Here is an 18,563-nt window from a genome sequence, read left to right on the forward strand (position 1 = left end):
TTATAACATAGAATACATGAAGATTTTTATTTTCCTATAAGGAGGTGTAAGTATGTATAAGGTTAAAATGATTGCTCATGGACAGGTACAAGGTGTTGGTTTCCGTTATGGTACAGTCCAAATCGCACGGCAACTCAAACTCAAAGGACGCGTATGGAATAATTCTGATGGCACTGTGGGGCTTTATGTCCAGTCTGATAGTCAGAAAGCTTTGTCAGACTTCGAAGATAAACTTCGGAAAGGCCCCACTCCTTTTGCTTCAATCACAAAACTCGAAACCTATCCAGACGAATTCCCGGACTTTAAAAATTTCGATATTAAATATTAATGAACAACCAAAAAAAGACTGTCTTAAACAGGCCTTTTTTGGTTTACCAGTTAAAAAGATTAAGAAGCATCAAATGCCATTTGACTTCATTGGCATAGTACATATTTCCCCCGTTAACGTAGAGCTTCCCTCCGCTATTCATTAAAGAATCGACCGTTACATGATAATAGGTTGCACTCGTGGTGTTTCCCAAGCTAGGTGCTACAACTGTACGTGAATACTTTTCAGCCAGTTCTAAATTATTTTTTCCACCGTTTTTCGCAACATAATCTATATATGCTTGACCAAAGTTATATGCTTGAACTCCTGTCCAAATATCAACTTTTTTATCTTCAGCGTACTCTAAAACTTTACAAAGATTGGAAACACCTTGCGCAATACTTTTATCTTCATCTGAAATACTATTTTGATTGCCATTCAAACTCTCGCTTGACTGCATAACATCCGCAGCATTTCCTTTTGTCTCTGTATAAATAATAGCCAATGCAAGCTTTGTATCGCCCTCTAAGCCTTGAGCTTTCAAGGTTGCATCAACCGATTTTTCATATTGCATCACATTTTTTACGTTTCTATAAGTTCTGTGCACGTAAAAACATGCTCCGACCACTGCTGCCAGTAGCGCAAGCTTGATGAATAGCTTCAAAATTTTCAACATTTATCTATTCCTAATCATTTTTTCGACGGCTCATGTCTCAATTCCAGTTGTTATTATATGCCATCTCATGTTAAAAACTTCTCTAGCATTTCCACCTTTATTTACTTATCACTGTTCATTTTTATTCGGTGGTGGAAATTTTGTTAAAAAAGTCGTACTTATATTCTAGACTAAAGGAAACCCTTTTGTCAAATCTAATGCAAATTGGCGAACCTCTTGAAGGGCAAATTCATCATCTTTATTTGATAATGCTTTAATAATTGCTTGTGCAATCTTACGACTTTCTTCTTCTTTCATACCGCGGCTAGTGATTGCCGCTGCACCTATACGCACACCACTTGTTTTAAAAGGACTAAGCTCCTCACCAGGAACAGAGTTTTTATTGAGGGTGATGTTAACAGTATCAAGGAGATTTTGTGCTTCTTTACCGTTAATGCCAAGCTCTGTTACTTTGACGAGGAATAGATGGTTGTCTGTACCATCTGAGATAACGTGTAAACCGGCTCTGCTAAATTCATCAGCCATAGCTGCTGTATTTTTCACTACTTGATCAATATAGATTGAAAAATCTGGTGACAAGGCTTCTTTAAAAGCAACTGCTTTAGCAGCAATGACATGCTCTAAAGGACCGCCTTGTAAACCTGGGAAGATAGCGCTGTTGATTTTTTTAGCTAGCTCCGCATCATTTGTCAAAATGAGACCACCACGTGGACCACGTAATGTTTTATGTGTTGTAGAAGTTACTACATCTGCATAAGGGAAAGGACTTGGATGGTGACCTGTAGCCACAAGACCAGCAATATGAGCCATGTCTACCATCAATTTTGCACCAACACGGTCTGCAATCTCACGGAATTTTGAAAAATCAATAATACGCGAATAAGCTGATGCTCCAGCAACAATAAGTGCTGGGCGATGCTTTTCAGCTTGTTCTGCAATTTCGTCAAAATCAAGCAACTCTGTTTCTGGATTAAGACCGTAAGAAACAAAATTATACATCTTGCCTGAGAAGTTGACTTGAGAACCATGAGTCAAATGACCACCAGAATTCAAGTCCATACCTAGTACAGTATCTCCGGGCTCAATCAGTGCCATGTAAGCTGCTGCATTGGCTTGTGAGCCAGAATGTGGCTGCACATTAGCAAAGTCTGCATGGAAGAGTTCTTTGGCGCGCTCGATGGCCAAGTTTTCCACCACATCTACAGCTTCTGTCCCGCCGTAATAACGCTTTTCCGGATAACCTTCTGCGTATTTATTTGTTAAGACAGATCCCTGAGCTGCACGTACCGCTGGGGATACGATATTTTCTGAGGCAATTAACTCAATTGTTTCTTGTTGTCGAACTTCTTCGGCATGAATAGCAGCCCAAAGTTCTGGATCAAACGCTTCAAAATTATAAATTTCCATGTATGTCTCCTTTGCCTTATACGTTGCTTACCTCAAGCACTTTTCTTTTTGCGTGGGTAGCTTTTGTACATCTTCCATTATATCTAAAGCAAAGTGCCGAACCAAATTATTTGTTCAGACAATTTCAGATAATTCTGGAACCGCATCAAGAAGTTCTTGCGCTGTAATTGCCCCTTGACGTAAAATTTTGGGCTTTTCACCAGAGAGATCCAAAATCGTTGTATCTAAACCATAAATACTGTCATCTTGAAGTGCAACAGCTGCTTTATCAAGGATAGCAGATGTTAAATCCTCATAGAAACGTGGACTTGGTGAGCCCGTAAGATTAGCAGATGGACCAACTAAAACCCCTAAAGCTTTAATTACTTCTTGTGTGGCTGGAATTGAAGGCATTCGGAATCCAACAGTAGTTTTCCCCACATGTATCCACTCGGGAACTTCCGGACTTGCTTCTAAAATAATTGTCAAGGGTCCAGGTAGAAAAGTTTTCACGAGTTTTTCAAGGTAAGCAGGTTGATGTACTGAAAATTTTAAAATTGTGTCGTAATCTGCTACGTTCATATTCAACGCTTTTTCAACAGGACGTCCTTTTACAGCATAAAGTTTTTGCACCGCTGCTTCGTTGGTTGCATCCGCAAAAATGCCGTAAACTGTTTCTGTCGGTAGTACTGCCAATTCTCCTGCTTTTAAAGCTGCTATTGCTTTTTCAACTGTCATTTTATAGCTCCTTTCTTAAGTAGCATTTATCTTTAAGTCGTTTTCCATCTTCGTAAATCGGAAAACTATAATGGTCAATAAAATAATTTTTTATCTTATGGGTGTATGTAAAACCACAAGCTTCATAGAAAAGAACATTCCCCGATATATCGTCTGTCCCAACGGTCATGACACCTTGGCCCTTGTACGTTTCAAAAAGGGGTTTTAGAAGCGCTCTCCCATAGCCTTGACCTTGTGCTTCCGTAGCCACAGCTAGATTTTCAATTTCGAGAGTCGGGCTAACTACACATACTGCCCTGACTTCGGACTGATCCATCAGCACAAAAAGTTCACCTTTTGCAAGATAGCTCATAATATGCTCGTGATCATCAGCTAAAAGAAGTAAAGGGAGATAGCTCTCTTTCTTTACTTCTATACGTTTTATTTCCATCTATGTCACACTTATCATACGATCTTTTTCAAAAATATCACGGTGCACACATACTTTTTTAGCAGGAAAAGCCTTCTCAAACAAGTCTTTCACTGCTTGACCTTGTTTATACCCAATTTCTAAATATATTTTTCCTTGTGGCTTTAAAAATTGGTGAGCTGCTTCAGCAATTTTCTGATAAATTGCCAGTCCTTGCTTTTCAGCAAAGAGTGCACTATCCGGTTCAAAGCGAATGACGGATTGATCCATTTCATATGTTTCATCAAAGGCAATATAGGGAGGGTTGGAGACAATAATATCGTACTGACCTGGGATATTTTCAAAGACATCAGAGAGAATGAAATTAAGAGAAAGTTGATGTGTTTTTGCATTCAATTGAGCAAGTTCAAGTGCTTTTTCTGAAAGATCCGATGCGGTAATGTCCCACTGTTTTCTTTTCTGAGCGAGCGCTAGAGCAATAGCTCCCGATCCTGTACCAATATCTAAAACCGCGCGTTTATCTTGCTCATTTTCAGCGAGAATCATCTGTACCAGCTCTTCTGTTTCTGGACGTGGAATCAGAACACGCTCATCCACAGCAAGTTTTAAATCACAGAATTCAGCCCATCCCACAATATATTGTGGCGGTTCATTATTTTTTAAACGCTGCGCGACAGATGTAAGTGCAGCTAAATCCGTATCTGAAATCGTTTCTCTTTGTAAATTTAACCACTGTAATTTTGTAATCTCGTGTAAATTTCTCCAGACGAATTCCAGAGCGAAAGGCTCTTCCAAATCTTGAGATAATTGGCGCACAGCCTCAATCCATAACATTTTTTCTTTCCTCACTTTCCTCTCATTTTAAAGGAGAGGGAAAACACGCCCCAATAAATAAATGATGATGGGGATTTTCAGATTATCTTTTGCAAAAAGGACACCATTTTCATTCCGTGTCCTATTTTTCTCATTGACAATATTTTCCAATCTTCCTAGAGCCAATGCATCAAAGCTTTTCATTATTTCCGTCACTGATTGACTGTTGTATTTGCCAAATTCTGTAAGAGAAAGAACCTTTTTACGTTTGCTCCAATTGTCTCCTTCTTTGAGCTCTTGCCAAAGACGACAATAAGCATTGTCCTTATAAAAGTCAATGCTCATCCGTACACGCCTATCCAATCTCTGAAGATGCTTTGAAGGACTCTCAACATTTTCAATGGTGATCCAATAATCTTGGTTAATTGCTTGGCAATAGAGCAAATCAAAGTGCGTTTCTTGGTTACTAACTTCAAAGATAAGGACTTTTGTCTCAATGTCCTTCACTCTCTTTGCCGTTTCCATACATCTTTGCTCTTCTGCGCGCAGTCGAATATTAAATCCTTCAAATTGAAATTCGGTCATTACTTGTTAAGCTCCGCCAATTTTTCCGTTTGATCATAAACCACAAGTGCATCAATGACTTCATCCATTTTACCTGAAAGGATGGTATCCAATTTTTGTAAAGTTAGTCCGATACGGTGATCTGTCACACGGTTTTGGGGGAAATTGTAAGTACGGATACGTTCTGAGCGATCACCTGTTCCGACAGTGGACTTACGTTCGGCATTTTGCTTATCCATCTCGATTTGTTGATAGTAGTCAAATACTTTCGTATTAAGCAATTTGATGGCTTTGTCACGGTTTTTTTGTTGTGTACGTTCTTCTTGCATTTCAACTTTGATACCTGTAGGCAAGTGAACCATACGTACAGCTGTCGCAACTTTGTTGACATTTTGTCCACCGGCACCTGAGGCATGGTAGATATCAACACGGAGATCTTTTTGCTCAATTTTCATCTCGAATTCTTCAACTTCAGGCATGACAAGAACTGTTGCTGTTGAAGTATGTACACGACCTTGTGTTTCTGTTGATGGCACGCGCTGGACGCGGTGAGCGCCAGATTCATATTTTAGTTTGCTGTAAACAGAAGTTCCCGAAACAAGAGCTGAAACTTCTTTATAACCCCCAATGCTTGTCACACTGGCTTCCATGATTTCAAATTTCCAACCTTGTGACTCTGCATAATGTTGGTACATATTTAGCAAATCGCCAGCGAAAAGAGCTGCTTCATCACCACCTGCTGCGCCGCGAATTTCTAAGATGATATTTTTATCATCATTTGGGTCTTTAGGAAGCAAGAGAATTTTAATCTTTTCTTCCAGTTCTTCTTTAGCTGCTTTTGCTTCTGAAAGCTCCTCTTTGAGCATTTCTTTCATGTCCTCATCAAGGCCACCTTCACCAAGCATTTCTTCACTGTCAGAAATAGTTTTAAGCACTTTTTTATATTCATTATAAGTAGCTACAGTATCTCGCAGATTCGCTTCTTCACGTGAAAGTTCCATAAAGCGCTTTGTATCATTGACAACCTGTGGATCACTGAGTAATTCGCCCAGCTCCTCATATCGTCCTACCATCGTTTCAAGTTGATCAAACATTTTTTATTTTTCCTTACTTCTTTTTTATATCTCTTCTTTTATACGATTACTATCCATCTTTTTCAAAGGGTGAAAATAGTGCTTACGGCACACTGGAATATAACTCTCATTACCACCAATCTGAAGTTGCTCGCCTTCATAGACAGGTTCGCCTTCAACCATGCGTAAAACCATCGTTGCTTTTTTACTGCAATACCAGCAAATCGTTTTAATTTCTTCGATTTTATCAGCCAGAAGCAATAAGTATTTTGAGCCTTCAAAAAGTTCATTTCTGAAATCATTTTTTAAGCCAAAAGCCATCACAGGGACATTTAAATCATCAACCACACGTGCCAAATCATAAATATTTTGTTTATTAAGAAATTGAGCTTCATCAATCAACACACAAAAAGGCCTTATTGGCAAGCTTTCGATATATTCATAGACATTCATGGTATCGTCAATCGCTACAGCTTCGCTACTCATACCAATACGACTTGCAACTATACCAACACCGGCACGTGTATCTAAACTAGAAGTCATAATCAAAACAGGTTTTCCCTGTTCTTCATAATTATGGGCAACTTTCAAGATTTCGATACTTTTGCCTGAATTCATACTGCCATATTTGAAGTACAATTGTGCCAATTTTCTTTCCCCTTTATAAAAATGGCTTAAAAGCCTTATTTAATAGCATTTTCCAGTAATATTATTATTTTATTTTCGATAATAATATCATTAATTATCACTATTTTTCATTCATTTCTGCCCACTTTTTTGCCCACCAAATTTGCTTAAGAAATTTTGTTAATTCTATTCATTTTTTGGTTTAATTCTTTAGACATATTAGGTGTGACATGAGTATATATATTATTGGTAATAGTAGATGTTGCGTGACCAACTCTTTGCATCACCACTTTTTGGTTTATTCCCATTTCTGCTAATAATGAAATATGAGAGTGGCGCATACAATGGCAAGAGAATTGCTTATCTAGTCCCGTTGCTTTTCCATAATACTTAAAAGATCGATTTAGATGGCCAATATTATGTGGTTGACCTGAACGAGTACAAAAAATGTATCCATGATTTTTATAACCTACATAAGTATTGTCATGATTAGCTTTGAGATACTCTTCGATAATTTCGATCGCTCTATCATTGAGATCAACTTCCCTATAAGAAGATAATGTTTTAGTCGTGGTATGAGTATGTTTCGTCACACCCTTAGTATAATCTAAGTTAGTTTCCACTTTAATTATACGTCTTGTGCGGTCATAATTTTCTTCTTTTAACGCAGCTAATTCACAGTATCTTAAACCTGTTAAAAACAGAAATTCAATAGTTAGAGCTATAAAGTACGTGCGAGGATTTTCAGAACTTCTCATCCTATTTAATACCTTAGCTAAATCTTCCACTGTAAACAGTTTTCGATTCTGCTTTTTTATATCTTCCAAAGTTTTTTTGGAAAGACTTAATTTCACATTCAATGTAGGGTCTTTAGAAATAATCTCCATTCTCTTTGCAAAATCAAAAATAGATTTACAAGTTAAAAAATAACCTTTTACTGTACCTGATTTTAAATTCAAACTATTAAAAAATACCTGAATTTGGAAAGTTGTAAATTGTGACATTTCCTGGTCTCCAAATTCATCAGCAAAACGTTTTATTTGTTTTCGCCTATTATTTAAGGTTGATGGCTTTAGCCTTCTGCTACAATCATTTAACCATAAATTAGCCACAGAAGAAAAAGTTAAGGAATTAATATTTAAACTCGAATTTAATATATTTAATTCACTTTGTTCAATTTTTCGCTTAGCCTTTCTTAACAATATTTTTCTAGCTTTTGTTTTAGCTTGATTTGAATTAGATGTCAAAGTTACAGAAACTTTATCCTCAGATTTTGTAACTATATTGAAGTATCTCATACGCCAGAGGAACTTGTTTTTCCGAGATTCTGACCATAAACTTCCTACTTTTATATCTTCAACTTTCATATTTCCTACCTTTTCTTTTGGGAAAAGTGCAGAATAAAAATCATACTTATTATATCATTTTTATCTGTATTTTTCCTCGTCTTTTATTTTTAAAAATTCATCAAATGCCGGAAACCATACACGTCCGCTCATTCTGAAATAATCCCCTTGCATAAATCGTTTATCTTTTTTCATTTCATAAATTTTATTTCTAGCGGTAGAAACCTTTATAGAATAAAAGTTTGAAATACCTTCAGCATCAATCATCTTCTTATCCACGGTTATTCCTGTTCTACTCATCCTTCCCCCTTAATACATACAAAAAAACAAGGGCGAGATTTCTCCCACCCTTAATATTCACCGATTTTATTTTAACTATTATAACTCTTGTCTTACAACTTTCCCCTCCTTATCCCTTTTGATAATAAATTTCTCTATTATCTCACTTTTACAGTAGGCTATCGCCCCTCCTGTATAATTAAAGTTTTTATCTAATGAAAAAGACACATAATCATATTCAGGATAAATAGACCTCTCAGGTACATCTGAACAGTACAAGCTCACAAATCTATTTCCTCTCAATCTGTAAACAATCATTTTCCCCTCCAATTTCATCGGTCAATAATTCTCCAAATTGCAGAAGATGCATTATCTAAACTTTCTTCACAAAAACCACGACCAGTACAATCCCAAACAATCTCCTCGCCAAGAATTTCCTCTGCTTGACGAACCAATTTATTAAAAGCACTTTTACCTCGTGTCAAAAATTCATAAGACTTTTCAAATTGTCCACTCAAACGAGTGATAGAATAAGCAATATTATTGAGTACATTTTTATTTTCTTCTGTAAGTTGTTTCATAATCCCTATCTTTAAACCTCCAATTTCAGTTGATAAGACTTTCCATTAATCCAATGCATAGACCCTAGCTGCCTTGCTTTCTGTAATGTAGAATTTATTGAAAGACCATTTTTCTCTAAATCTTCCGTATAACCTCTCACGTAGCGAACACAGTTATCTAAGAAATTTAAAAAAACTTCCAAACGTTGACTATATTTTTTATCCAAGTTCACTAAGAAGCTCACAAACTCAGACATAATAGTAATTGCTCTATCGTCTTTACTTTGATAAGCAACTATATTTTGTTCCAATTTTGCCCATGCTTCATTCGATAATGTCATAGTCGACTGGCGCATAAGTTCAATTTTTCGTTCATAAGTAATCAATTTCTCGCACCATTGAATGACATCAGATAGTCTCGCATAAGGCGGTAGAGATAATTCATGTTCAATTTCTCTTAACCGTTTATCAAAGGCAATATACTTCATGTTCCATTGACTTTCTGCATTCTTTACTTGATTACGAAGCCGTGTTAAATCCATAAAACACTCCCTAATTCTATTGTGGGTATTGCTTTTGCAACTCCAATAAATCTTCTAGATACCATTCAAACCATTCTGAATAATCTTTACCGTCCATAGCTTGTGCTTCTTCTTCATTATCGGGATCGCCCCCATACTTAGGTGTTCCGACTGGTCGAGCATAAATACCCACCCACGTCCGTTCTCCTTCCCACATACTATCTGGCACAAACTTCTTATTTTTCAAATCAATAAGCGCCAATCGGCGCATTTCTTTTACATTCATATCTTCTCTATTCCTTAATTTAAATGTTCTCCACCAAATAAAAAAAAGACTTGTCTTTTAATTGAGACAAGTCTTTTTTTCTATAATAGTGGTTACTTTTTGTTTTTCTTAATATGTAATACACTAAAAATTGATCCTAATACTAGTAAGGCGATGCCTAACATAAAGATTAGAGCAGAAGTGTGCTCCCCTGTTTTTGGTAATTTTTTGGTACTTTGGGTATTGCTTTCTCTTGATGTATCCTTAGCACTTGATGAGTTATCCTTATCGGTAGCTGCTTCCTCTTCTTTAGGATTAGAGTCTCCGCCACCATCATTATTTTCCTCAGTCACAACTATTTTAGCTGTAGCTGTATGATGTCCTTCTAATAATCCCCTACCCCAATGTTCCTCTGGGATGGAGTAAGTCACTTCATAAGTCCCTGGTTTTGTAGTATCGACATTGCCTTCTACAATGATGTCAGAGAAATTTTCATCTTTGCCATCAAATGAGGTTGCTTCATCAAAATTATCTTCTGGCGACCACTCATCTCCTAATTTTAATTCAGAGTCATGTATAGTAATATGTGCTAGATCTTGTTCCGCTTCACCTTCTAATACTGTAACTGTAGCTATGAACTTCATACCATCATAGCTGTAGATTATGTCATACGTACCAGCTTTTGACGTATCTACTTCGCCTGTCACTGTGATATCTTTGAATTCTACAGGCTTGCCGTCTTTATCAAGTGCGTAATCAAAGTTATCTTCTGCAGACCATACATCGCCTATGGTTAACTCTGAATCATGGACAACAACAGATAAGTGATTCTTTTCTACTTCATAAATATAAACTACTTCTTGAGGTTGATCACTAAAAATACCTGTTGCGTTATCATCTTTAATCTTTTTAAAATTATACCCCTCAATATCTTTCTTGGAGCTGGTGTACTCTTCACCAATATTACCTGTTAAGATTACTTCATCAGCTATTGAATTATTATTTTCATCATTATATTTTACTATCACATTCTCAGCCGGAATAGTTTCTCTTTGCCAAACATATGTATCCGCATCTGTTGTTCCATTATAATTTAACATCAACTCATCAGAGTCCCATATATTTTTCCCTAAAGGCTTATTAACTGTACCCGATGAGACATTAATCCATTTTCCTGTATAGCCTTGAGAAGTAATTTTTTCTATTTCAGGTTCTATTCCTCCAACAAATTTGAATGAAGGTCCTAAAATTAGTTTATTTAGCGAATATTGCCCAGCAAACATACTTGACATATCCTCTACATTTGAGGTATTAAAATTTGATAAATCTAAAGTTCGTAGTGATTCCATTTGAGCAAACATGCTGTGCATATCATTTACATTTGAGGTATTAAAATTTGAAACCTCTATATCTGCTAATACATAAACTCCTTCAAACATATTTGACATATCCGTTACATTAGATGTATCAAAATTCGATACATCTAAATGAGCTAATTCATCGCCCCCCATAAACATAGCTTTCATTGAAGTAACTTTTGAAGTTTTGAAATTTGAAATAAATAATTCTTGTAATGATCCCATCCCCATGAACATTCCAGACATGTCTGTTACATTTGAAGTATCAAAATTCGATAGATCAAGTTTTTCAAGGGAATAACTTCCATCAAACATGTGTGACATGTCTGTTACATTTGATGTATTCAGACTTGAAGTATTTAAACTAGTCAAAGACTCCATGGCACTAAACATTTCAGACATATCTGTTACATTTGAGGTATCAAAATTCGATAACCCTTCAATACTTACAACTGTATAGAGACCTGAAAATAACTTCTTAAGCGATGCCCCACCAGTTACTTTTTCATCAAATATTATTTTTTCTATTTGATCAGCAAACTCTCCCCATTCTGGGAAATCACCCGCACTCTCTAGAACACCTCCACCAATATGAAGCGTTCCTTCGGAATCAATTCTCCATTCAGAAGTCCCCAATGCCCCTGATGCAATGTCATCCGATTCTCGTGTTATTTTCTCAATATCATTGGTATTATTGTCTTGCGTTTTTACACTCTCAGAAGTAATAAGAGTAGTGGTATCTCTTGCATCATTTTCTTCTGTTGATAAAGTTTCTCTATTTTTATATTCTTCTGTGCTATTCTCTAGTTCTTCTTGGCTCGTATCAATGCTTTGTGAAACATTAATTTCTTTGGTCGAAGCGGACACTGTAGCAGTGATACTTGGTAAAATTGTTGAAGTTGTAAGTAAACTAACAAGTAATAACTGCGTTCCTGTTATAATTCTATATCTGATTGTCTTTTCTTTTTTATCCATATATACATACTACATTATAATCCAATCACAAAACACACACAAAACAGGAGATACCACCACCCTTTTATTACCCTTTTTTTATGTTTTTATAGTCAAAAGAAAGAAGAAAACAAATCTAACTATCAAATATTGGGTTTATTATCCAGTTAAAATAATGGGGAATTGACCCATCTCTTATTCTATTTGTGTTCAAAATAACCTCCTAATTCATTAATGGGAACTGCACTTCACTAATTTTATAGCTGTCCCCTGCCGTTTCTACATATATTTTCAATACCTGTGGTACAACTTGATTATCATTAATTGTATAAGACACTAAAACCAAGTAATCATATTGCCCACCACTATAAATCTCTGATGAAGTAATCTGTGAACTCATTTTTATATCTTTTTCTGGCTCAACTAAATGTAATTTCTTTTGTGCTGCTTCATTACAGAATTCTTTAGTTGTTTGATTGCGCTCACTCTCTGAGGAATAATTATAGTAACTCTTAATAAAATTATTAATCACATCTTTTGGATCAGATGTATTTTCTAAAGCAATTTCAGAACTTGAAGAGGTTAGGTCAGTTGAAGAGCTTTGAGCAGTAATATCTTGTTTGCCTTCAGGCAAAGAATTCTCCTTACCTTCCTGTTTATTTTTAGGAACAAGAAAGACAACAGCCAACACAACAAGTATTAATATAAGTATTCTTTTTTTCACTTTTTATCTCCTTGAGGTGGAATTGCAATACTTGTGATACTGCTATCCCACATACGATTCATTTTCTGAACGATTTGAACACCGCCTACGTTTTGCTCATAAGTAGTAAAATTGTTACCTTTTACACTACCAATCACTCCTGTGTGTCCGTAAGGATTTTCACTTGCTGAACCTGCCACAGCACCAAAACCCCAATTGACAACTGCACCTGCTACAAGGTCACTCGATTTTGGCTTCATAATAACTTTCCAACCATGAGAAGTAAAAGCACTAAAATTATCTGAGCCAATATTAAAAGCACAAAGACCTTGAAGATGAAAACCACTGATACTGTTCACATAGTAATCAGATAAAGCATAACACTGTCCTGTTCCTACTTTTTTGCCCAAAATATCATTAAGTAATTTTATATCACCACCTGATGAACCTGAGCCATTAAAATAAGCATACCACTGATTAGCAAGTTGAGAAATCATTTCAAGGTTAGTCTGCCCATCACTAAGACTAACTCCCTCATAATATTGTGACCAATCTTTAGCACCTTGGACTGGGTCTTTAGTTTTACTCAATAGTGCTTTCACTTTTGAGTAAGAACCGTTAAGCTCTTTATCCATGAGTTTAAATTCATTCTCAAGTGTTAAAGTTGACAAGTCCATACCTTGTATTGATCCCTCAGAATGAATACGGTCACCATTAATAAAGCTTCCCCAACCCGACCATTGAAAAAGACCTGCGACACCTCCCGCTGGATTAATAGCTTGTGGGTCAAACATACTCTCACGCTGACCAACTGCTAAAGCCCCTGAAGCCCCTGCTGAAGTAAACTTATGCTCCTTCATCAAATGCTCATAAGTTTGTGTAGCAACCTGTAGAGCTTGTCCTGTAACTGGAGGTGTACCGTTACCTGATATATCAATATCTCCGCCGTCCTCAACTTTAGCACCTACAAGAAGAGCTAAAATCATGAAAAAGCTTATAAAGACACCCACAACAGCAATGAGAGGACTCAACCAAAGAAAAATTTTAAACTTTATTTTTTTCTTTATCATAATTATATTTAGTCATTCTCCTTTGCACTCGTTCACTAGTTGTCTGCTTCTTCTGCGCCTTTTTACGTTCCGTAGCTCTTCTCAACATTTCACGTTGCATTTCCAGTTTTTCTTTTGCTCTTCTACGAGCCTTCAAACGTTCTTCTTGAAGTTTTTCATCACTCTTACGTTTAATTTCATCCTCATTTTTCGATTGAGTATAGTTACCTAAACGTTTTTCAACCATTAACTTACGTTGCTCTAATTGATTATTCGTACGCTTCTTCTTGGCTAGAAGTTTTTTCTTATATTCAGGATTACTATTCGCATAAGCATTTTTAATAGCAGACATCCCTTTATTTTCGCCATTTAATTTTTTATCAATTTTAGATAAACGTTTTTCATCCGCATTACGATTTAACAATGAAGAAGCATTAGCTTTATTGAATTCTTCACTATCTCTTGGATTTTCTAACTTCTTGTTATCTCTGTTTTGAGCTTTATTACGAGTTGCATTCATCACTTTATAAGGTGCTGACTTCACATTTTTGGCTGTTGAAGCTAAAGCCATACCACCTGCTGACATTGCAAGTCCAACTGGCGCAGTTTTTTTAAGAGCTTGTCCTGAGTTAGAAATTATCCGTCTACCTTTATTCAATTTTGAATTTAGATTTGCACTAATACCTGAGCTTTCAAAGATTTTGCCAATTTTACGGCGATAACGGTACATTAAGTAATAAATCAGGAATTTTAAAATCACTGTAAAGAAGTAATCATTTATATTGACTTTGACTAGCACCCCAGTAAGCAATCCATCAAAGATAAACATAATAGATGAAGCAGAGGTTAAAAGTATCGAAAGAACTAAAACAGTAAAAATTTCTTTGATTAGATTTCCTAAAACTTTCTCAAACGTAGGAAACAATGAAAGAATGGCTGCAAATGCTCCTAAAAACAGCAAGAGAAGAACAACCAATTGTAAAGCAAATGAACCGATTGAAAAACCAAGAAGCAATGTACCATATAAAAGGGCATTGAGTAACGCTCCAATAACTGTACAAAACTTATCACCAAATGAACTAGATCCTAGGTGCTTGTCTTTCCATTCTTTTTCATACTTTTTCAAGTCTTCATCTTCATGTTTTTCTAGTAAAGTTTTATAGCGATCATCCTTCAAAGCTTGTTCTTGACTATCAAAGTTAAGAGCTATGAACGGCTTCATTAATAGAATATCTAAGGTGTCATCTGCCGAAGTTTTTTCTACTCCTGCAATATTTACCGAACTTACTATTTCTTTATTGACCTGTGCTAAATTAGTGTTGAGATTTTTTACGATTGTAGGACCAAACGCAAAAAAGGAAGCACTTGTTAAAAGTAAGATTAATACTTTCATCACAATTTGACCAAAAACACCTTTTACGAACCCCCACATTAAATAGCAAACAAGCCCTCCTGCAATTGCATAAATCAGTCCTGAATTAAACAATTGCGTATATAAAGTTTTACTACTATCAAAGATTACTGAAGACCAAGTATTAATTAAATCTTGACCCTCTAAACTTGTTTTCACAATAGATACAAAATCATATATTTTTTGAACTGGAAAGAATAAACCTTGAATGAAAGTATGTATCAGAGCTGCAATTGCTTCACTGATATTAAATTTACTATCTCCTGTAAAAGCATAGGAGGTGAAATTATTAAAATCAGTTGTGGTATCCGCAAATGCAGCTGTTGGTGAAAGCAAAAAGAAAAAGCTTATTAAAGCCAACTTAATTTTTATTTTCATATCTTCCTCCCTTAAGATACAGATTTCAACGTTGTATTCACTGTGTCATAGAGTTTCATTATGTCTTCATGTAGTCCATCTACAGTCATACGTGCAACTCGAGAAAATACATCAAGATAGATACATTGTCCCATTGTCATATTTGACATCCAAAGCAAAGTTGTTTCATTAATTGGTATTTTTAGATATTTTAAAACATCTTCTACTTCTGATTTTTCTAAAAAGGCAAACACTTTCCCAAAAGAAGTTGTGTCATCTTCCGTTACAATATCATTGATAGATTGCGTAATATAGAAGAGTGTATTATTTTCAGAACGACCAACACGCTTCATACGTTTTAATATCCCCCGCCCAATGTCACTAGAATTAAAGAACCATGCTTCATCAAAGAATTCAACTGTTTCTACATTACGGTCTTTCTTACCAAATTCTGTACAGAAATAACCTAATGCATACATGACAGCGAGTGATTTTTTCTGATAAGAAGTTGGTATATCACCCTTACTTGGCAAATCCAAACCTGAAATTTCTAAAATAGTAATACGTTCTTTCAAACTAACTGACCTATTTTGACCATAAGAGAAAACAAGCGATACTAAAGTACCATCAGACATAGATAATAAAAATTGAGCTGTAGACTTCACTTCTTTATCTCCATGCTCAACGAGATAATCAAAGACATGTTTTAAACCGACTCTTTCACCTGCAGAACGTTTCGCTAAGAAAATATCCATTGCATTTTTAAAGGATGTCAAGAAATCTTGAGAAACATCTGCCAGTTCATCTATGATATTTTCAGCCAAATCATAACACGCTGTATCGTCCATCAAGAAAACTAAAGGATCAAGCACCCCTTGATTATTTTTATCTTCTGCATTCAAAGTTACAAAATTAATCAAATCAATATATTTTATGAGTGCCTTCCTTAACTTACTAGGGTTTTCATCTTGCAAGAACTCCTTTTTGACCTGTTGGAACTGTCTTCTCATTTCCATTTTAGGGTCAATGTATAGAACTTCTGATTTAAGTAAAGAAGAATAAAGAAACTGTTCTTTTGTAAAGAATGATTTACCCGAACCTGTTTCACCAACTACAGCCACGTGACTATTATTCGTTGTTTTTCCCTTAATATCTAGCTTGTTTGCTAAAAATAAATTTGAAAAAATCAAATTAGAAGAATTTGCGAGTGCTTTTTTATAATCTCCTCTCCATGAAGCAATTTGATTATCTATACGACCAATATAAAAGCCGACAGACTCCCCCAAACGTGTATCAACGAAAAAGAGATGTTCACAAAATGTTTCTAGTGTAGCAGGTTGACGGTAGTTTTTATCCGTAATTGATAAAAAGTCCGTTGGTCTGTTTCTAAAGAACAAGGCAATCTGTTCACCTCCGCCAGTGGACACCTCAATTTCAAAGGCAGACAAACGTTCAATCAGTTGATTTTCTCTATTTTCTAACTCTTCCAGACTTCGAGCAGAAATAGTCATCAAACAGTTAAATTCAACAAAGAGTTCTCTTGCATCAACTTGGTCTTCCATAACATCTAACATATCCTTTGAGTCAGTAACAGAACTCTTCTGTGTTGAGTCCTGTTCATAGGCTTCCACCATTGTATTTTTCAAGTTTTTACTTGCCCTTCTTCCCTTAGAAGCTATCGAAGTCATCCCCTTCATGTTTGAAAAGGCAACATGGAAATTTGTTTCAATAGGAAAGATAAAGGTTTTTAGAAAATCTAATAAATAAAGCCCTTCAACATTATTTGGATAATAAGCAACAGGCAAAGTTTTTGAGTAGGATTTGTACTCACCTCGTTCTAAAATAGCAACCCCACCTTCAAATTTGACTTCCCTATCATCTATATTTTCAATAGAGTTAAGAACTTTTGCACCTTCAAATTCAAGTCTTAAATCAAGCCCCCTTGTATAAGGGTGTTTAAGTATAATAGCCGTTTGCAATTTTGTTAATGGTTCAGCAGATAAGTAGGCTAAATTTCGCTCCATATTGAGGTTTAAACGTTGATACTCTTCAAACCAGTCTAAATCAAAATCTGTCTTAAGATTTAATACACGTAGAGTTTGTTCTTTAAAATCATAAAAAGCCATTTTAAAGGCTTTCCGAATATCTTTTGCAATAATTTTATTTTTAAGAGGAACAACCACAAAAGACTTATACTCAAACTTGTCTTCAAACTCCATATCTAATTTATTCAACATAATGTTTGAAATTTCATAAGCTAAATCTTCTGCGTCCTCTGCAAAGTCTTGCGATAATATCTCGAATTTAGGAAGCAGATCTAGCGGAAAAGGAAGATTTAGAATATTGAATTGTTTTTGAGCATACAGTGTAGCTAGGCTATCTGATGTAACACCAATAGATTTTATTCTTTCATCTTGGTCTACCTGAGAAACAACGGAGGAAGGGACTTCATAGAATGCCACAACTTCTCCATTATCCTTAAGTGCTAAGTTATTGTAGATTGCTACAATATCATTTTTCAATTTCATCTAAATACTCCTTCTCTTGTTTCCTTTTATAAAATTTTCCCTTATAAAAATAGCCTTCATCATAAATACCGAATTGTATAAACTCTGAAAGTCGGTCATAAATGTAAACTATGAATGTCTTTCCATCTATTTTTAAATCTGAAAATATCTGCCCTCCTTTTAAGGAGAGGCTCCCATATATAAGTACATATCGTACCCCCCACGGCAAAAATAACAGCAACGGATTTAACATTTGGACAAACAAAAAATATAACACTCCACAGTAGATGAACAATGAAAGTTTATGAGGATTATTAAATGAAAAAGTGTCTGTTATTTTTTGAACCCAAATAGGTTGTTCCAATGCTCTCTTAAAGTTATATTTTCTGTTTTCCATAAATTAACCTCCGAAGACCATATTCACAACATTAGAAATTTGGTTAAGAACGTTGGTTGGCCCTGTACCTACTGCCCAAATGATACCGCCAATAATAAGAACACCAATCATTTTTCCCCATGCTTGCGATTTGATTTCTTTAATCATGAAACCTACAACCAAAGCAATAATTGCCCACTGAAAGAGGTTTGTCCATAACCACTCCCATAAACTTTGAAAACCCATGTTTTTCACCTAAGATACTTCCGTATCTCCCTTTCTTT

General features: G+C 35.5%; 22 protein-coding genes. 1 reads left to right on the top strand and 21 read right to left on the bottom strand.

Going from position 1 to position 18,563, the window contains the following annotated elements:
* The first annotated feature begins 52 nt into the window (after positions 1 to 52).
* Positions 53 to 328, top strand: a complete 276-nt coding sequence (locus lgb_RS07695) for an acylphosphatase (RefSeq protein WP_019293398.1) — start codon at positions 53 to 55, stop codon at positions 326 to 328.
* Positions 329 to 371: 43 nt separating this feature from the next.
* Here lgb_RS07695 and lgb_RS07700 read toward each other — a convergent pair whose 3' ends face one another.
* The 21 genes from lgb_RS07700 to lgb_RS07800 all read right to left on the bottom strand — a co-directional run bounded on the left by lgb_RS07700 (position 372) and on the right by lgb_RS07800 (position 18,525).
* Positions 372 to 983 carry a lysozyme family protein gene (locus tag lgb_RS07700; protein ID WP_019293399.1) on the bottom strand — a complete coding sequence of 204 codons (612 nt, stop codon included), beginning with the start codon at positions 981 to 983 and terminating at the stop codon, positions 372 to 374.
* Between the two features lie 165 nt (positions 984 to 1,148).
* The gene (gene glyA / locus lgb_RS07705; protein WP_019293400.1) at positions 1,149 to 2,390 is read right to left on the bottom strand and encodes a serine hydroxymethyltransferase; all 1,242 of its coding nucleotides are present in this window, start codon (positions 2,388 to 2,390) and stop codon (positions 1,149 to 1,151) included.
* 114 nt (positions 2,391 to 2,504) lie between these two features.
* On the bottom strand, positions 2,505 to 3,107 hold the full coding sequence (locus lgb_RS07710) for an L-threonylcarbamoyladenylate synthase (protein WP_019293401.1): 603 nt from the start codon (positions 3,105 to 3,107) through the stop codon (positions 2,505 to 2,507).
* A 1-nt stretch (position 3,108) separates the two neighbouring features.
* Positions 3,109 to 3,537 (bottom strand): GNAT family N-acetyltransferase, encoded by a 429-nt coding sequence (locus lgb_RS07715; RefSeq protein ID WP_019293402.1) that lies wholly within the window; start codon positions 3,535 to 3,537, stop codon positions 3,109 to 3,111.
* Positions 3,538 to 4,350 carry a peptide chain release factor N(5)-glutamine methyltransferase gene (gene prmC, locus lgb_RS07720; RefSeq protein ID WP_019293403.1) on the bottom strand — a complete coding sequence of 271 codons (813 nt, stop codon included), beginning with the start codon at positions 4,348 to 4,350 and terminating at the stop codon, positions 3,538 to 3,540.
* Positions 4,351 to 4,377: 27 nt separating this feature from the next.
* The gene (locus lgb_RS07725) at positions 4,378 to 4,914 is read right to left on the bottom strand and encodes a hypothetical protein (protein ID WP_019293404.1); all 537 of its coding nucleotides are present in this window, start codon (positions 4,912 to 4,914) and stop codon (positions 4,378 to 4,380) included.
* Complete coding sequence (gene prfA, locus lgb_RS07730) at positions 4,914 to 5,987, bottom strand: peptide chain release factor 1 (RefSeq protein WP_019293405.1); 1,074 nt, start codon at positions 5,985 to 5,987, stop codon at positions 4,914 to 4,916. Before prfA ends, lgb_RS07725 begins: the two co-directional genes overlap by 1 nt.
* A gap of 24 nt (positions 5,988 to 6,011) precedes the next feature.
* Positions 6,012 to 6,614, bottom strand: coding sequence for a thymidine kinase (locus lgb_RS07735; RefSeq protein WP_019293406.1), 603 nt, complete (start codon positions 6,612 to 6,614; stop codon positions 6,012 to 6,014).
* A gap of 146 nt (positions 6,615 to 6,760) precedes the next feature.
* Complete coding sequence (locus lgb_RS07740; protein WP_019293407.1) at positions 6,761 to 7,960, bottom strand: tyrosine-type recombinase/integrase; 1,200 nt, start codon at positions 7,958 to 7,960, stop codon at positions 6,761 to 6,763.
* A gap of 60 nt (positions 7,961 to 8,020) precedes the next feature.
* Positions 8,021 to 8,239, bottom strand: a complete 219-nt coding sequence (locus tag lgb_RS07745; protein WP_019293408.1) for a hypothetical protein — start codon at positions 8,237 to 8,239, stop codon at positions 8,021 to 8,023.
* A gap of 78 nt (positions 8,240 to 8,317) precedes the next feature.
* On the bottom strand, positions 8,318 to 8,536 hold the full coding sequence (locus tag lgb_RS07750) for a hypothetical protein (protein ID WP_172796627.1): 219 nt from the start codon (positions 8,534 to 8,536) through the stop codon (positions 8,318 to 8,320).
* Positions 8,537 to 8,550: 14 nt separating this feature from the next.
* Positions 8,551 to 8,799 (bottom strand): hypothetical protein, encoded by a 249-nt coding sequence (locus lgb_RS07755; RefSeq protein ID WP_019293410.1) that lies wholly within the window; start codon positions 8,797 to 8,799, stop codon positions 8,551 to 8,553.
* 11 nt (positions 8,800 to 8,810) lie between these two features.
* Positions 8,811 to 9,320, bottom strand: coding sequence for a hypothetical protein (locus lgb_RS07760; RefSeq protein ID WP_019293411.1), 510 nt, complete (start codon positions 9,318 to 9,320; stop codon positions 8,811 to 8,813).
* Between the two features lie 16 nt (positions 9,321 to 9,336).
* Positions 9,337 to 9,585 carry a hypothetical protein gene (locus tag lgb_RS07765; RefSeq protein ID WP_019293412.1) on the bottom strand — a complete coding sequence of 83 codons (249 nt, stop codon included), beginning with the start codon at positions 9,583 to 9,585 and terminating at the stop codon, positions 9,337 to 9,339.
* 92 nt (positions 9,586 to 9,677) lie between these two features.
* Complete coding sequence (locus lgb_RS07770) at positions 9,678 to 11,897, bottom strand: BspA family leucine-rich repeat surface protein (RefSeq protein ID WP_249663199.1); 2,220 nt, start codon at positions 11,895 to 11,897, stop codon at positions 9,678 to 9,680.
* A 202-nt stretch (positions 11,898 to 12,099) separates the two neighbouring features.
* Positions 12,100 to 12,600 (bottom strand): EF0163 family protein, encoded by a 501-nt coding sequence (locus tag lgb_RS07775; protein ID WP_019293414.1) that lies wholly within the window; start codon positions 12,598 to 12,600, stop codon positions 12,100 to 12,102.
* Positions 12,597 to 13,649 carry a phage tail tip lysozyme gene (locus tag lgb_RS07780; RefSeq protein WP_064305328.1) on the bottom strand — a complete coding sequence of 351 codons (1,053 nt, stop codon included), beginning with the start codon at positions 13,647 to 13,649 and terminating at the stop codon, positions 12,597 to 12,599. The genes lgb_RS07775 and lgb_RS07780 overlap by 4 nt, the downstream gene beginning before the upstream one ends.
* Positions 13,624 to 15,417, bottom strand: a complete 1,794-nt coding sequence (locus lgb_RS07785; RefSeq protein ID WP_064305329.1) for a hypothetical protein — start codon at positions 15,415 to 15,417, stop codon at positions 13,624 to 13,626. The genes lgb_RS07780 and lgb_RS07785 overlap by 26 nt, the downstream gene beginning before the upstream one ends.
* Before the next feature lie 11 nt (positions 15,418 to 15,428).
* On the bottom strand, positions 15,429 to 17,924 hold the full coding sequence (locus lgb_RS07790) for an ATP-binding protein (protein WP_019293385.1): 2,496 nt from the start codon (positions 17,922 to 17,924) through the stop codon (positions 15,429 to 15,431).
* A complete protein-coding gene (locus tag lgb_RS07795; protein ID WP_019291536.1) occupies positions 17,908 to 18,300 on the bottom strand; it encodes a TcpE family conjugal transfer membrane protein in 393 nt (130 codons plus the stop codon). Before lgb_RS07795 ends, lgb_RS07790 begins: the two co-directional genes overlap by 17 nt.
* Positions 18,301 to 18,303: 3 nt before the next feature.
* A complete protein-coding gene (locus tag lgb_RS07800; protein WP_019291537.1) occupies positions 18,304 to 18,525 on the bottom strand; it encodes a TcpD family membrane protein in 222 nt (73 codons plus the stop codon).
* Positions 18,526 to 18,563 lie beyond the last annotated feature (38 nt).

The sequence above is a fragment of the Lactococcus petauri genome (assembly GCF_023499275.1).
Taxonomy (GTDB): domain Bacteria; phylum Bacillota; class Bacilli; order Lactobacillales; family Streptococcaceae; genus Lactococcus; species Lactococcus petauri.